This window comes from Pseudomonas sp. P4_D7, assembly GCF_056401755.1.
Map to the genome: position 1 here is coordinate 1 of NZ_JBFUIR010000018.1, position 15,013 is coordinate 15,013.

The window sequence follows — 15,013 nt, forward strand, 5'->3', positions numbered from 1 at the left end:
ATCTTGATCCACGGGCGACGTCGGAAGGCTGAGTGGAGGGATTGATCCGGGCGTGGGAGCGCAGCGACCGTTTGGCGCAGCCAAACACAGCGAGAGGAGGTGCAGCGAAGCAAACCGTAGGCGCTGCGCCCGGATCGATCCCGGAGCGAAGGAACCCCGAGCCCCAGCGAGCGGGCCGCACGTAGGAGCAAGCGTTTTTGGTTACTTTTTAGGCGTTTGTAAAAAGTGACCCGCCGTAAGGGCGGAACCGTAATCAGCCACACCCGCAAAAACGGATATACACCCAGAGAAAACTGACAGCGCCGACAGCTAGCCGTCACCCTCCTGACCCCAAAACAAGTTTATAAAGACCCTAACCCTGCCCAAAATCCGTCCGGCGCCCACCCCGCATGCGAATCCAAAAAAACAAAGCCCTGCTAGCCCTAGTGATCGTCCTGGCCGCCGCAGGTACATGGTGGGCAATGAAACCCGCCCCCACCAAACTCGCCACCCCCACCGCCATCCCGGTGCGAGTCATAGCGGTCAGCGAAAAAGACGTCCCCCGCTACACCAGCGGCATCGGCTCCGTACTCTCATTACACAGCGTCGTAGTACGCCCCCAGATCGACGGCATCCTCACCAAAATCCTCGTCAAAGAAGGCCAACTCGTCAAAGCAGGCGACCTGCTGGCCACCATCGACGACCGCTCCATTCGCGCCAGCCTCGACCAGGCCCGCGCCCAACTGGGCGAAAGCCAGGCGCAACTGCAAGTCGCCCTGGTCAACCTCAAACGCTACAAACTGCTCACCGTCGACGACGGCATCTCGAAACAGACCTACGACCAACAACAAGCCCTGGTCAACCAACTGAAAGCCACCGCCCAAGGCAACCAGGCTTCGATTGATGCTGCGCAAGTACAACTTTCCTACACACAGATCCGCTCCCCGGTCACCGGCCGTGTCGGTATTCGCACCGTCGACGAAGGCAATTTCCTGCGCATGACCGACACCGCCGGCCTGTTCACCGTCACCCAGATCGACCCGATCGCCGTCGAATTCTCCCTGCCCCAGCAAATGCTGCCGACCCTGCAAGGCTTGATCAACGACCCGCAACGCGCGCAGGTCAAGGCCTACATCGGCGCCGACACCGATGGCGAAACCGGCAACCTGCTCGGCGAAGGTCACCTGACCCTCATCGACAACCAGATCAACGCCAACACCGGCACCATCCGCGCCAAGGCCGAATTCGCCAACGCCAGCCAGAAGCTCTGGCCTGGCCTGCTGGTCACGGTAAAAATTCAGACAGCCCTCGACAAAGATGCGCTGGTGGTCCCGCCCACCGTCGTACAACGTGGCCTCGATCAACACTTCGTTTATCGGGTCAACGGTGACAAGGTCGAAGCCGTGCAAGTGCAGATGGTTTATCAAGGCAGCGGCCAGGACATCATCAAAGGCGTGAAGGCCGGTGACGTGCTGGTCACCGACGGCCAGTCGCGGCTTAAACCCGGTTCGACCGTGCAAGTCATGAGCGAGCCGCCGCAAGTGGTGCAGGCGGAGCCGAAGCCATGAAGGCGCATAAAGGTGTTTCGACGTGGTGCATCGATCACCCGGTCGCCACAATCCTGCTGACCATCGCTTTGGTGCTGGTCGGTTTGATTGCCTTCCCGCGCTTGCCAATCGCCCCACTGCCGGAAGCGGAATTTCCTACGATTCAGGTTTCCGCGCAGTTGCCCGGCGCCAGCCCCGACACCATGGCCTCATCCGTGGCCACGCCGCTGGAGGTGCAATTCAGCGCCATCCCCGGCATGACCCAGATGACCTCCAGCAGTGCGCTCGGCTCCAGCCTTTTGACTCTGCAATTCACCCTCGATAAAAGCATCGACACCGCCGCCCAGGAAGTCCAGGCAGCGATCAACACTGCCGCCGGCAAACTGCCCAAGGACATGCCGACCCTGCCGACCTGGAAGAAGGTCAACCCGGCCGACAGCCCGGTGCTGATCCTCAGCGTCAGCTCGACACAAATGCCCGGCACCGAACTCAGCGACCTGGTGGAAACCCTGCTCTCGCGTCAGATCAGTCAGATCGACGGCGTAGGCCAAATCAACATCACCGGTCAGCAACGTCCGGCGATTCGCGTACAAGCCTCGGCGGACAAACTGGCGGCGATCGGCCTGACCCTCGCCGACATCCGACTGGCGATTCAGCAGACCAGCCTCAACCTGGCCAAAGGGGCGCTGTACGGCGAATCAAGCATCTCGACGTTGTCGACCAACGACCAGTTGTTCCACCCTGAGGACTACAGCCAGCTCATCGTTTCCTACAAGGATGGCGCCCCGGTTCACCTGCGCGATGTCGCCAAAGTCGTCAATGGTTCGGAAGATGCCTACGTGCAAGCGTGGGCCGGCGATCAACCCGGTGTGAACCTGGTGATCTCGCGCCAGCCCGGCGCCAACATCGTCGAAACCGTCGACCGCATTCAAGCCGCCCTGCCCGGCCTCGAAGCCATGCTGCCGGCCTCGGTGCAAGTAAAAACCCTGATCGACCGCACCCAGACCATTCGCGCCTCGCTGCATGAAGTCGAAATCACCCTGTTGATCGCGATCCTGCTGGTGGTCGCGGTGATGGCGCTGTTCCTGCGTCAGTTGTCGGCAACCCTGATTGTCTCGGCGGTACTGGGTGTTTCGCTGATCGCCAGTTTCGCTTTGATGTACCTCCTCGGTTTCAGCCTGAACAACCTGACGCTGGTGGCGATCGTCGTCGCGGTTGGCTTCGTCGTCGACGACGCGATTGTGGTGGTGGAAAACATCCACCGCCATCTGGAGGCCGGCGACGACATGCGCGAAGCGGCGGTCAAGGGCGCCGGCGAGATTGGCTTCACCGTGGTCTCGATCAGTTTCTCGTTGGTGGCGGCGTTTATTCCGCTGCTGTTCATGGGCGGTGTGGTCGGGCGGCTGTTCAAGGAATTCGCCCTGACCGCGACCTCGACCATCATGATTTCCGTGGTGGTATCGCTGACTTTGGCGCCGACGCTGGCCGCGCTGTTCATGCGCAAACCGGTGCACCACGCCCACGACAAACCGGGTTTCAGCGAACGCCTGCTCGGCTGGTACGAACGAGGCCTGCGTCGCGCCCTCGCCCATCAGAAATTGATGATTGGCGTGTTCGGTTTGTCGCTGGCGATGGCCATCGGCGGTTACATCTTTATCCCGAAAGGTTTCTTCCCGATTCAGGACACCGGTTTCGTCCTCGGCACCACCGAAGCCGCTGCGGATATTTCCTACGGCGACATGGTGAAAAAACACCTGGCGATGGCCGAAATCGTCGCCGCGGATCCGGCCGTGCAGGCGTTTTCCCACTCGGTGGGTGTCTCCGGCAGCAACCAGACCATCGCCAACGGCCGCTTCTGGATCGCGTTGAAGAAACGCGGCGACCGTGACGTCAGCGCCAGCCAGTTCATCGACCGCATCCGTCCGCAACTGATGAAGGTCCCCGGCATCGTCCTCTACCTGCGCGCCGGCCAGGACATCAACCTCAGCTCCGGCCCGAGCCGCGCGCAGTATCAATACGTGCTGAAGAGTAACGACGGCGCAACCCTCGCCACGTGGACGCAACGCCTCACGGAAAAACTGCGCAGCAACCCGGCGTTCCGCGATATTTCCAACGACCTGCAACTGGGCGGCAGCATCACCCACATCAGCATCGACCGCAGCGCCGCCGCCCGTTTCGGCCTGACCGCCAGCGATGTCGACGAGGCGCTGTACGACGCTTTCGGCCAACGGCAGATCAACGAATTCCAGACCCAGGTCAACCAGTACAACGTGATTCTGGAACTGGACACCAAACAACGCGGCAAGGCCGAAAGCCTCAACTATTTCTACCTGCGTTCGCCGCTGAGTGGCGAGATGGTGCCGCTGTCGGCGCTGGCCAAGTTCGATGCGCCGACCATTGGCCCGTTGTCGATTGCCCACGACGGCATGTTCCCGGCCGCCAACTTGTCGTTCAACCTGGCGCCCGGCGTTGCGCTGGGTGATGCGGTGATTCTGCTCAATCAGGCCAAGGCCGAGATCGGCATGCCGACGGCGATCAGCGGCAATTTCCAGGGCGCGGCGCAGGCGTTCCAGAGTTCGCTGGCCAGTCAGCCGTGGCTGATTCTTGCGGCGCTGGTGGCGGTGTACATCATTCTCGGTGTGCTTTATGAAAGCTTCGTGCACCCGCTGACGATTATTTCGACGCTGCCGGCGGCAGGTTTGGGCGCGGTGATCATGCTGTGGATCTGCGGCCAGGACTTTTCGATCATGGCGCTGATCGGCCTGGTGCTATTGATCGGTATCGTCAAGAAGAACGGCATTCTGATGATCGACTTCGCCCTCGAAGCGCAGCGCCACCGAGGCCTGTCGCCGCAGGATGCGATTTTCGAAGCATGCATCACGCGGTTCCGGCCGATCATCATGACCACCCTCGCCGCCCTGCTCGGCGCCCTGCCGCTGATGCTCGGTTACGGCACCGGCGCCGAACTGCGTCAGCCGCTGGGGATCGCGGTGGTCGGCGGTTTGCTGGTCAGCCAGATGCTGACGTTGTTTACCACTCCGGTCATATACTTGTGGCTTGAGCGGCTGTTCCACCGGCCCAAACCAGCGCCCGTAGCGGCGTTGGCGACCACAGACTGAGGCAGGGTCATGCGCGTTCTGATTATCGAAGACGAGGAAAAAACCGCGGACTATCTGCACCGCGGTCTGACGGAACAGGGTTACACCGTGGATCTGGCCCGCGACGGCGTCGAGGGTCTGCATCTGGCGCTGGAAAGCGACTACGCGGTGATCGTCCTCGACGTCATGTTGCCGGGCCTCGATGGCTTCGGCGTGTTGCGCGCGTTGCGTGCGCGCAAGCAGACCCCGGTGATCATGCTCACCGCCCGCGAGCGCGTCGAAGACCGCATCAAAGGCCTGCGCGACGGCGCCGACGATTACCTCGGCAAACCGTTTTCCTTCCTTGAGCTGGTCGCGCGCCTGCAAGCGCTGACCCGGCGCAGCGGTGGGCATGAACCGGTGCAGGTGAGCATCGCCGACCTGTGGATAGATTTGATCAGCCGCAAGGCTACCCGCGCCGGCACCCGACTGGATCTGACCGCCAAAGAGTTCTCCCTGTTGAGCGTTCTCGCCCGCCGGCAAGGTGAAATCCTTTCGAAAACCGCCATCGCCGAGATGGTCTGGGACATCAATTTCGACAGCGATGCCAACGTTGTCGAAGTCGCAATCAAACGCCTGCGCGCCAAGCTCGACGGGCCGTTCGACGAGAAACTGCTGCACACCATTCGTGGCATGGGTTATGTGCTGGAGAGCCGTGGTGTCCAGTAACTCGATTGCCCTGCGCCTGAGCGGCATGTTCACGCTGGTGGCGCTGCTGGTGTTTCTGTTGATCGGCGGCGCGCTGTATCAACAGGTCGATAAAGGCTTGGGTCTGCTGCCGGAAGCCGAGCTGGATGCGCGTTACAGCGTGCTCGAATCAGCGCTCAATCGCTTCGGTACGCCCGAGCATTGGGTGAAGATCAACGCCAAATTGAAGCTGCTGGGTGAAGAGGACAAACGCATTCGTTTCTGGGTGGTGAGCGGTGATCCGGGTTACGAATACGGTCAGCCCGATGCGGCGATCCGTACTTTTGCCAAAGGCCCGTTGGGCATGCATGACTTGCAGTTGCCCGGCCAGCCTTATCCACTGAAAGTGCTGCTGACCGAGTTGCCGGCCAAGGATCAGCGTCCGCCGCTACGGTTCATGATCGGCATCGATACCGAGACCTTTCATGAGACGCAGCACAACCTGCTGATTGCCTTGATCGGGCTGGCGATTGTCGGTGTGCTGATGGCTTCGGCGCTGGGCTATTGGGTCGCGCGGATTGGTCTCAAACCGCTGATCAAACTGTCCCATGAAGCTCAACGACTGGCGCCTCCGCTGCGGGCCGGACGCTTGCGTCTGTCGCCGCTGCCACCGGAACTTGAGCAGTTTGTCGACTCCTTCAACTCGACGCTGGAACGGGTTGAGCAGGCCTACTCGCGGCTGGAATCGTTCAACGCCGATGTCGCTCATGAGCTGCGTTCGCCGCTGACCAATCTGATTGGTCAGACTCAGGTGGCGCTGACCCGTGGGCGTTCTGCCGAACATTATTTCGAAGTGCTGCAATCCAATCTGGAAGAGCTGGAACGGCTGCGCTCGATCATCAACGACATGCTGTTTCTGGCCAGTGCCGACCAGGGCAACAAGGCGACCAAACTGACCTCGACGTCGCTGGCGGATGAGGTGGCAACGACCCTGGAATATCTGGATTTCATTCTTGAAGATGCGCAAGTTGAGGTGCAGGTCAGCGGCGATGCGCAGGTGCAGATCGAGGTCGCGCATTTGCGCCGGGCGTTGATCAATTTGTTGAGCAATGCGGTGCAGCACACCGGCGCGGGTCAGGTGATCGAGGTGCACATCGAGGTTAAAGAGCATCAGGTGAGTATCGGCGTGGCCAACCCCGGTTCGCCGATTGCCAGCGAGCATTTGCCGCGCTTGTTCGAGCGCTTTTATCGGGTGGATGCCTCGCGCAGCAACAGTGGCAATAACCATGGGCTGGGGCTGGCGATCGTCAAGGCGATTGCGCTGATGCATGGCGGCGATGTGTTTGTGCGCAGTGATCGGGGGATGAATACCTTCGGGATTTATTTGCCGGTCTGAAAAGCCCCTCACCCTAACCCTCTCCCCGAGGGAGAGGGGACTTACCGTGGTGCTCTTTCGAAGTACGCCGACCTGAAATATCCCGTCGAACTCAGGCTTTGAAAAGCATGAAGATCTGCTCCCTTTCCCCCTCGCCCCCCTGGGGGAGAGGGTTGGGGTGAGGGGGTGACTTTTACTTCTGCTGTAACAGTCATTTATGAAAATCACGCTGTTTCCCAACGCCCGGCGACCTTATCTTTGCCCGCACCAAACAGCACTCGCCAAGCGAGAAGGTTTTCAAGATGTCCAACAGTATGGGTATTGCCAGCGCTTTCGTTTTGTCCTCATTGATCCTGTCGCCGATGGCGATGGCTGAAGAATCGCAGTCGTTCGTAGCGCAAAATATCGCTCGCGCGCAGGCCTTCGATCAGCATCAGGCCGAAGTGATGGCCAAGGCACAAGACGCCACGCAAGCCCCGCAGGCTGCCACTTCACAGGCTCAGGCTGCCGAGAAAGACAGCTGAGTCGCGCACCGCGCCAACGTTTCCCTCGACGCGGTTGTTTGGCTCTTCCCGTTCAACCGTCGTCATTCCAGGCCGCTGCCTTTCAGCGGCCTTTTTTCGTTGTGGTCTGAAAGCCGTTTGGTTCGTCTGTAACAACAAGAAACATCAAGCCCTCAAGCCATTGAAGGGCCAGTTGACCCAAGGAGCTCCATCGCACGTGCGTTACCCAGTTCGCTGCACCCCGCTGTTCATTGCAATTGCCGCAACGATTGCCCCTGCCGCTCACGCTGACGAGCCTGCCAAAGATGGCTTTGTCGAGGGTTCAAGCCTCAACCTCAACGCCCGCAACTACTACATGAATCGCAACCGCTTGCAGAAGGCGGACGACAACATCGAGTGGGGCCAGGGCTTTCTCGGGGTCTTCAAGTCGGGCTACACCGAAGGTACGGTCGGTTTCGGCATCGATGCCCACGCCATGCTCGGGTTGAAGCTCGATGGCGGTGGCGGCACCGACGGCTCGAGCATCCTGCCGGTCAGAGAGAATGGCGGCAAAGCGCCGGGGGCGTTCTCCACGGCGGGCGGCACGTTGAAAATGCGCGCGTTCGATACCGAGTTGAAGGCCGGTGACCTGTTCCTCACCAACCCGGTCATCGCCGGCGGTGATACGCGCATGCTGCCGCAGACTTTCCGTGGTGTGAGCCTGACCAACCACAGCTTCGACGGCTGGTTGATCGAAGGCGGCCAAGCCAGTTTCACCAAGCCTTACAACCAGAGTGGGCACACGCGCATCGGTACTTCCTACGGCACTGTTGCCGACGGCGATGAGAGCCAGCACCTGAACTGGGCCGGCGTGGCGTGGAGCGGTGTCGAAGGCCTGACCAGCAGTCTTTATGCCTCTGAGTTGAAGGACATCTGGAACCAGTATTACTACGACCTCGACTACACCTGGCAGTTGAACGATCTGGTCAGCCTCAACCCGGGCTTGCACTTCTATCACACGCAAGACACCGGTGATGCGCTGCTGGGCAACATCGACAACAACACCTACAGCCTGCATTTCACCGTTGGCGTCGGTAATCACAGCGTTACCGCCGCGTATCTGCGGGTCAACGGCAACACGCCGTTCGACTACATCAGCCAGGGCGACAGCGTTTACCTCGACAACTCGCAGCAGTATTCCGACTTTAACGGCCCGAACGAGCGCTCGTGGAAGCTCAAGTACGCCTATGACTTCGCCGGTGTCGGCGTGCCGGGGCTGACCTCGTCGGTGTCCTACTCGCGCGGCACTGTCGACCTGACCAAGGTTGACCCCGACAGCAAAGGCTATTCCAACTGGTACAGCGCCGATGGCCGCAACGCCAAGCACTGGGAACGCGATCTCGACGTGAAGTACGTGGTGCAGAGCGGTCAGGCCAAGGATCTGGCGGTCCACCTGCAATGGGCGACCAACCGAGGCGGCAACGGCTACGGCGTGATTGATTCGGATACAGATGAATACCGCGTGATCATCGACTACCCGATCAACGTCTTCTAAGATCCGCGCTAAGCTGACTGCAGACTCACTCCGATAGCTCAAGCAATGACCAACCCTGTGGGAGCGAGCTTGCTCGCGAAGGCGATCTTTCAGCAACATTGATGTTGGCTGACACAACGCCTTCGTTGCGTCAGGCGCTTCGGTGGTGTTGTGCAACTACGCTTATAAGACTTTCCCCAACCGACAGCCCAATCATGATTGCGAGCCGTACCCCTCCCGTTGCGGGCAAGACCGGACGCCCCGAGTTGCTGCTGATCTGCGGCAGTTCGCTGACCGTGATCGCGATTCTGTGCATCGTCACGTTCCTCCTGATCCGCGAGCATGCCAACGCTCAGGAATCGGCGACCCGCAGTGCCACCACCATCGCCCAGTTGATCGACGCCGATGTCCTGCGCACCGTCGAGTTGTACGACTTGACCCTGCAAGGCCTGATCGCCGCCGCCCAGCGCGATGACCTGCAAGATGTCTCACCGCAGATCCGCCATTTGGCGCTGTTCGACCGCTCGACCACCGCGCGCTTCAAGGGCGACATACTGCTCCTCGACAAACACGGAGATGTGATTGCCGACTCCTCGCGGATCGAGCCGAAACCGGGCAACTTTGCCGACCGCGATTATTTCCTCGCCCACGCATTCAATCGCGATGTCGGCATGTTTATCAGCCGCCCGTTCAAGACCCGTTGCGACTGCGACGAGGCCAATCAGTGGCGCATCAGCTTCAGTCGACGGATTTCCTCGCAAACCGGTGAGTTCGCCGGGGTAGCCGTGGCGTCGATGAAACTCGATTACTTCGATCAGTTGTTCAACAGCCTCGACATTGGCAAAGACAGCACGCTGAACATCATCAACAACGACGGCGTCCTGCTGGCGCAGAAGCCGTATCTGCAAAGCGATTCCATCGGCAAGAGCTACGGCAACCGACCGAATGTCGTGCGTATTCTGGGTGACAAGGATGGCAATGGCAGTTTTACCAGCACCTCGAGCATGGACCATCAACAACGCCTCTATACCTATTCGCGGGTCGGCAATCTGCCACTGACGGTGATGGTCGCGCTGTCCAGCGACGAGGTGTTCGGCACATGGCGTCGTACCGCCCTGTTGATCAGCGGCGCCACTGGGGTGTTGTGCGTGGGGTTGCTGTGGCTGACCTGGCTGCTGGCTCGCGAGTTGCGCTTGCGTCAACGGGCCGAGCGCGAGCTGGCGCAACTGGCCGCTACCGATGCACTGACGGGAGTGGCCAATCGGCGCATGCTCGATCAGGCACTGCGTCATGAGTGGTTCCGCGCCCAGCGCTCGGGCAAAGCGATGTCGGTGATGATGATCGATGCCGATCACTTCAAGGCCTTCAATGACCGGCATGGACATCAGGCTGGAGATCAGGCGCTGAAGACGCTGGCCAGGGTCATCACGGAAAATGTGCGGCGACCGACGGATCTGGTGGCGCGCTACGGAGGTGAAGAGTTTTCGGTGATTCTCGCCGAGACCGATGGCCATGGCGCACAGCAGATAGCCGAGCATATTCGTCAGGCGGTGGAGCAGTTGCCGTTGGTCGACGGGGCCGAGCGGCCGATGACCGTGAGTATCGGCATTGCGAGCTGGACGGCGGCGAGTGAGATGACGCTGGAGCAGTTGTTGTTTGCGGCGGACAAGGCGCTGTATCAGGCCAAGGAAGGTGGGCGCAATCGGGTGGTGGTGGCTTCCTGATAGATGTAGTGGCTTCACCGGCCCTATCGCGAGCAGGCTCACTCCTACAGGGGAATGCATTTCAAATGTAGGAGTGAGCCTGCTCGCGATGGGGCCGGCCCAGGCAACACAAAAATTGCAGGCATAAAAAAAGGCCATCCGAGGATGGCCTTCAAAAAACTAGAGAGGTTTTTTACTTACACCGCCGCAACCGGGCGCATGTAAGAGATTGGTGCGGTGCTGGCGTCTTCGAACGTCACCACTTCCCAAGCGTCTGTCTGCTCAATCAACTTGCGCAGCAGCTGGTTGTTCAGTGCATGACCGGACTTGAAGCCTTTGAACTCACCAATCAGGCTGTTACCCAGCAGGTACAGGTCGCCAATCGCGTCGAGGATCTTGTGCTTCACGAATTCGTCTTCATAGCGAAGACCGTCTTCGTTCAACACGCCATCAGCATCGACCACGATTGCGTTTTCAACGCTGCCGCCGAGTGCGAGGTTGTGCTTGCGCAGGTACTCGATATCACTCATGAAACCAAAGGTACGGGCGCGGCTGACTTCTTTTACGAACGAAGTGCTGGAAAAATCCACGCTTGCACTTTGGGTGCGGTCCCGGAATACCGGGTGATCGAAATCGATCTCGAAGCTCACCTTGAACCCTTCGAAAGGGACGAAAGTGGCGCGCTTGTCGCCGTCTTCCACTGTCACTTCACGCAGGATGCGGATGAATTTCTTGGCGGCGTCCTGTTCTTCCAGGCCTGCCGATTGAATCAGGAATACGAAGGGTCCAGCGCTGCCATCCATGATCGGGACTTCGGACGCGGAGAGCTCGACGTAGGCGTTATCGATGCCCAGGCCAGCCATGGCCGAGAGCAAGTGCTCTACCGTGTCCACTTTGACGTCGCCGTTAATCAGCGTCGTCGACATAGTGGTTTCACCGACGTTTTCCGCGCGGGCAGGAATCTGCACCACAGGGTCGAGGTCAGCGCGACAAAACACAATGCCAGTGTCGACAGGCGCAGGCTTGAGGGTCAGATAGACCTTCTCACCGGAGTGCAGGCCTACACCTGTGGCACGGATAATATTTTTCAGTGTGCGTTGTTTAATCATGGCTTGGGCCGCTTCAGCGCAAATTGCGAACTGGTATCAACAAAGGCTGGCGATGATAGCAGACCATGCCTTTGCTGAACACCAATCACCTTCATAGCCCTGATACATTCCATCAATCGGCCTGACGACGCAGGAAAGCCGGGATGTCCAGGTAGTCCAGATCATCTTGCGGATTCATCTTCGCGGCAGCCGCAGCACCGGCCTGAGCCTGGTTGCGCATGACGGTCGGACGGTCCAGATCACGGTAGTTCACCGCTGGCGCTTCCTGACGGGCCGCAGCCGGTTGTTGCACCTGGGCGGAAGCCATGGAGGTGTGAACGGTGTTGTCGATGACCTTGACAGGCTTCTCGATTTTCGCGCCCAGACCGGTGGCAACCACGGTTACGTGCAGCTCGTCGCGCATGTCCGGATCGATAACAGTACCGACCTTGACCATCGCGTGCTCGGAAGCGAAGGCTTCGATGATGCTACCCACGTCGGAGTACTCACCCAGGGACAGGTCAGGACCGGCAGTGATGTTCACCAGGATGCCGCGTGCGCCTTGCAGGTTCACGTCTTCCAGCAGCGGGTTGCGGATCGCCGCTTCGGTGGCTTCACGTGCACGGTTCGGACCGCTGGCGCAGCCAGTGCCCATCATCGCCATGCCCATTTCGCTCATCACGGTACGTACGTCGGCGAAGTCGACGTTGATCATGCCCGGACGCTTGATGATGTCGGAGATACCGCGAACGGCACCGGCCAGTACATCGTCAGCCTTGGCGAAAGCCGACAGCAGGCTGGCGTCTTTACCGAGGATGGTCAGCAGCTTCTCGTTGGGAATGGTGATCAACGAGTCGACGCTTTCCGAGAGCATGCGGATGCCTTCATCGGCGATCTGCATACGCTTGCGGCCTTCGAACGGGAACGGACGCGTTACGACAGCAACGGTCAGAATGCCCATTTCCTTGGCCACTTCGGCGATGATCGGCGCAGCACCGGTACCGGTACCGCCGCCCATGCCAGTGGTGATGAACACCATGTTGGTGCCCTGCAGGACTTCGGCAATGCGCTCACGGTCTTCGAGAGCGGCCTGACGACCTACTTCAGGGTTGGCGCCAGCGCCCAGACCTTTGGTCACGCCGGTACCCAGTTGCAGAATGGTACGCGCGCCGATGTTTTTCAGCGCTTGAGCATCAGTGTTGGCGCAGATGAATTCAACGCCTTCGATGTTGCTCTTGACCATGTGATTGACAGCGTTGCCGCCGCCACCGCCAACACCGATAACTTTGATTACCGGGCTTGCGGGGATGTTGTCTACGAGTTCGAACATTTTCCCTCTCCTTACATTCTCTAGTTTTTTCGCCTACTGCTGTTTGTTGCGGTGTTGCGGTAAAGCTTTAGAAGTTGCCTTGAACCCACTTCTTCAATCGGTCCAGCAACGGCGCCTGTGGCTCTTCGTTGCTGTAGCTGTCGCGGCTGCCGATGCCGGAGAACGAAACCCCGTCGGACTGCTTTTGCAGGCCGTACATCAACAAACCAACGCCAGTGGAATAAATCGGGTTGCGCACCACGTCATCCAGACCCTTCACGCCATGCGGCACACCAAGGCGCACCGGCATGTGGAAGATTTCTTCGGCCAGTTCAGTGGCGCCTTCCATTTTCGAAGTGCCACCGGTCAGCACGATGCCGGCCGGAATCAGGTCTTCGTAGCCGCTGCGACGCAGCTCGGCCTGAATCAGCGTGAACAGTTCGTCGTAACGCGGCTCGACCACTTCGGCCAGGGCCTGACGCGACAGTTCGCGCGGTGGACGGTCGCCAACGCTCGGCACCTTGATGGTTTCACCGGCACCGGCCAGTTTGGCCAGGGCGCAGGCGTAGCGGATCTTGATTTCTTCGGCGTACTGGGTCGGGGTGCGCAACGCCATGGCGATGTCGTTGGTCACCTGATCACCGGCAATCGGGATCACCGCCGTGTGGCGAATCGCGCCTTCGGTAAAGATCGCGATGTCGGTGGTACCGCCGCCGATGTCGACCAGGCACACGCCCAGTTCTTTCTCGTCGTCGGTCAGTACCGAGTAGGCCGAGGCCAGTTGCTCGAGAATGATGTCGTCGATTTCCAGACCGCAGCGACGCACGCATTTTTCAATGTTCTGTGCGGCGTTGACGGCGCAGGTGACTACGTGAACCTTGGCTTCCAGACGTACGCCGGACATGCCCAGAGGCTCACGAACGCCTTCCTGGTTATCGATCACGTAATCCTGCGGCAGGGTGTGCAGCACGCGCTGGTCAGCCGGAATCGCCACGGCCTGAGCGGCGTCAAGCACGCGCTCAAGGTCGGCCGAGCTGACTTCACGATCGCGGATCGCGACGATGCCGTGGGAGTTCAGGCTGCGGATGTGATTGCCCGCCACACCGACGAACGCCGAGTGAATGCGGCAGCCCGCCATCAGTTGGGCTTCTTCGATCGCGCGCTGGATCGATTGCACGGTGGACTCGATGTTGACCACCACGCCCTTCTTCAGGCCACGGGACGGATGGGTACCGATCCCGACGATTTCCAGCGAGCCGTCGTCGGAAACCTCGCCGACCAGCGCCACCACCTTGGAGGTGCCGATATCGAGACCGACGATCATTTTGCCGCTTTGCACGTTTGCCATGGGTCCTGCCTCTTCTTAATTCTTCGCGACAGCGGGTTGGGCTGTCGTCGGCGCTACAGGTTCCCGCCAGCCAACAGCGAGGCCGTTGGCGTAGCGCAGATCGATGCGCGCAATGTTCGTAATCTGGTCTTTAAGCGTCTTGTCATAGATGGCGATAAAGCGGCGCATCTTTTCCACCAGGTTGCCGCGTCCCAGCAGCAACTCGATGCCGGGGCCGGAACTGCCGGCACCGGTGGTCAGGAACCAACTCCCGCGTTCACGCAGTTCCAGGCGTGCAATCGAGAAGCCCAACGGCCGCAGCATCTGGCTCAGCACCTGATACTGCTGCATCACTTGCTGCTGGGCCCGTTGTGGACCGAACAGCTGTGGCAGATGTTCGTAGTTCGCCAGTTCCTTGGGCGTAAACGCCTGGCCCTGGTTGTTCAGCAACGACTCATCACCCCAACGCGCCACCGGCAGTTGCTCTTCGAGGCGGATCACCACCTGGTCCGGCCACACCCGACGTACTTCGGCGTGGGCGATCCACGGCATCTGCTCAAGCTCGGTACGCATACCGGCCAGGTCGATGGTGAAGAAGCTCGACGCCACGTACGGGGCGATCCGCTGCTGCACCGCTTGCTGGCTGATGTAGCTCAGGTCGCCTTGCACGGCGATCTTGGTGATCGGCCGGTCGGCGTACGGCAGCAAACGCGTTGCACCTTCGTAAGTACCAAAGCCCAGCACCACCAGCAGCACTGGCCAGAACAGACTTTTCAGAAAGCCGAAATTGGCTTTCGGCAGGCGCGCGGACATCGGCTCTTTCGCCACCATTCGGCTGGCACCCCGTGGCACCGGCTTGCGGCCGGGTGCGGGAGGCTGATGTCGGAGCTGAGCGCCTTGCATCG

General features: G+C 60.0%; 11 protein-coding genes. 7 read left to right on the plus strand and 4 right to left on the minus strand.

The window, feature by feature from the left end:
- Positions 1–389 precede the first annotated feature (389 nt).
- The 7 genes from AC1DVF_RS13780 to AC1DVF_RS13810 all read left to right on the plus strand — a co-directional run bounded on the left by AC1DVF_RS13780 (position 390) and on the right by AC1DVF_RS13810 (position 10,405).
- Positions 390–1,547, plus strand: coding sequence for an efflux RND transporter periplasmic adaptor subunit (locus AC1DVF_RS13780; RefSeq protein WP_460130119.1), 1,158 nt, complete (start codon positions 390–392; stop codon positions 1,545–1,547).
- Positions 1,544–4,645, plus strand: a complete 3,102-nt coding sequence (locus AC1DVF_RS13785; RefSeq protein ID WP_099757136.1) for a multidrug efflux RND transporter permease subunit — start codon at positions 1,544–1,546, stop codon at positions 4,643–4,645. Before AC1DVF_RS13780 ends, AC1DVF_RS13785 begins: the two co-directional genes overlap by 4 nt.
- Positions 4,646–4,654: 9 nt before the next feature.
- Complete coding sequence (locus tag AC1DVF_RS13790; protein ID WP_007916978.1) at positions 4,655–5,332, plus strand: heavy metal response regulator transcription factor; 678 nt, start codon at positions 4,655–4,657, stop codon at positions 5,330–5,332.
- Positions 5,322–6,686, plus strand: a complete 1,365-nt coding sequence (locus AC1DVF_RS13795) for a heavy metal sensor histidine kinase (protein ID WP_099757137.1) — start codon at positions 5,322–5,324, stop codon at positions 6,684–6,686. Before AC1DVF_RS13790 ends, AC1DVF_RS13795 begins: the two co-directional genes overlap by 11 nt.
- Before the next feature lie 281 nt (positions 6,687–6,967).
- Positions 6,968–7,189 (plus strand): hypothetical protein, encoded by a 222-nt coding sequence (locus AC1DVF_RS13800; protein WP_093430681.1) that lies wholly within the window; start codon positions 6,968–6,970, stop codon positions 7,187–7,189.
- Positions 7,190–7,385: 196 nt separating this feature from the next.
- On the plus strand, positions 7,386–8,702 hold the full coding sequence (locus tag AC1DVF_RS13805) for an OprD family porin (RefSeq protein WP_477782624.1): 1,317 nt from the start codon (positions 7,386–7,388) through the stop codon (positions 8,700–8,702).
- A gap of 194 nt (positions 8,703–8,896) precedes the next feature.
- Positions 8,897–10,405 carry a sensor domain-containing diguanylate cyclase gene (locus tag AC1DVF_RS13810; protein ID WP_460088963.1) on the plus strand — a complete coding sequence of 503 codons (1,509 nt, stop codon included), beginning with the start codon at positions 8,897–8,899 and terminating at the stop codon, positions 10,403–10,405.
- A gap of 176 nt (positions 10,406–10,581) precedes the next feature.
- Here the strand turns inward: AC1DVF_RS13810 and lpxC are convergent, their stop codons facing one another.
- The 4 genes from lpxC to AC1DVF_RS13830 form a co-directional block, all read right to left on the minus strand.
- The gene (gene lpxC, locus AC1DVF_RS13815) at positions 10,582–11,493 is read right to left on the minus strand and encodes a UDP-3-O-acyl-N-acetylglucosamine deacetylase (RefSeq protein WP_007916984.1); all 912 of its coding nucleotides are present in this window, start codon (positions 11,491–11,493) and stop codon (positions 10,582–10,584) included.
- Between the two features lie 112 nt (positions 11,494–11,605).
- The gene (gene ftsZ, locus AC1DVF_RS13820; protein ID WP_007916986.1) at positions 11,606–12,802 is read right to left on the minus strand and encodes a cell division protein FtsZ; all 1,197 of its coding nucleotides are present in this window, start codon (positions 12,800–12,802) and stop codon (positions 11,606–11,608) included.
- Between the two features lie 67 nt (positions 12,803–12,869).
- A complete protein-coding gene (gene ftsA / locus AC1DVF_RS13825; protein ID WP_007916987.1) occupies positions 12,870–14,129 on the minus strand; it encodes a cell division protein FtsA in 1,260 nt (419 codons plus the stop codon).
- A gap of 15 nt (positions 14,130–14,144) precedes the next feature.
- Positions 14,145–15,011, minus strand: a complete 867-nt coding sequence (locus tag AC1DVF_RS13830) for a cell division protein FtsQ/DivIB (protein WP_053123632.1) — start codon at positions 15,009–15,011, stop codon at positions 14,145–14,147.
- Positions 15,012–15,013: the final 2 nt, after the last annotated feature.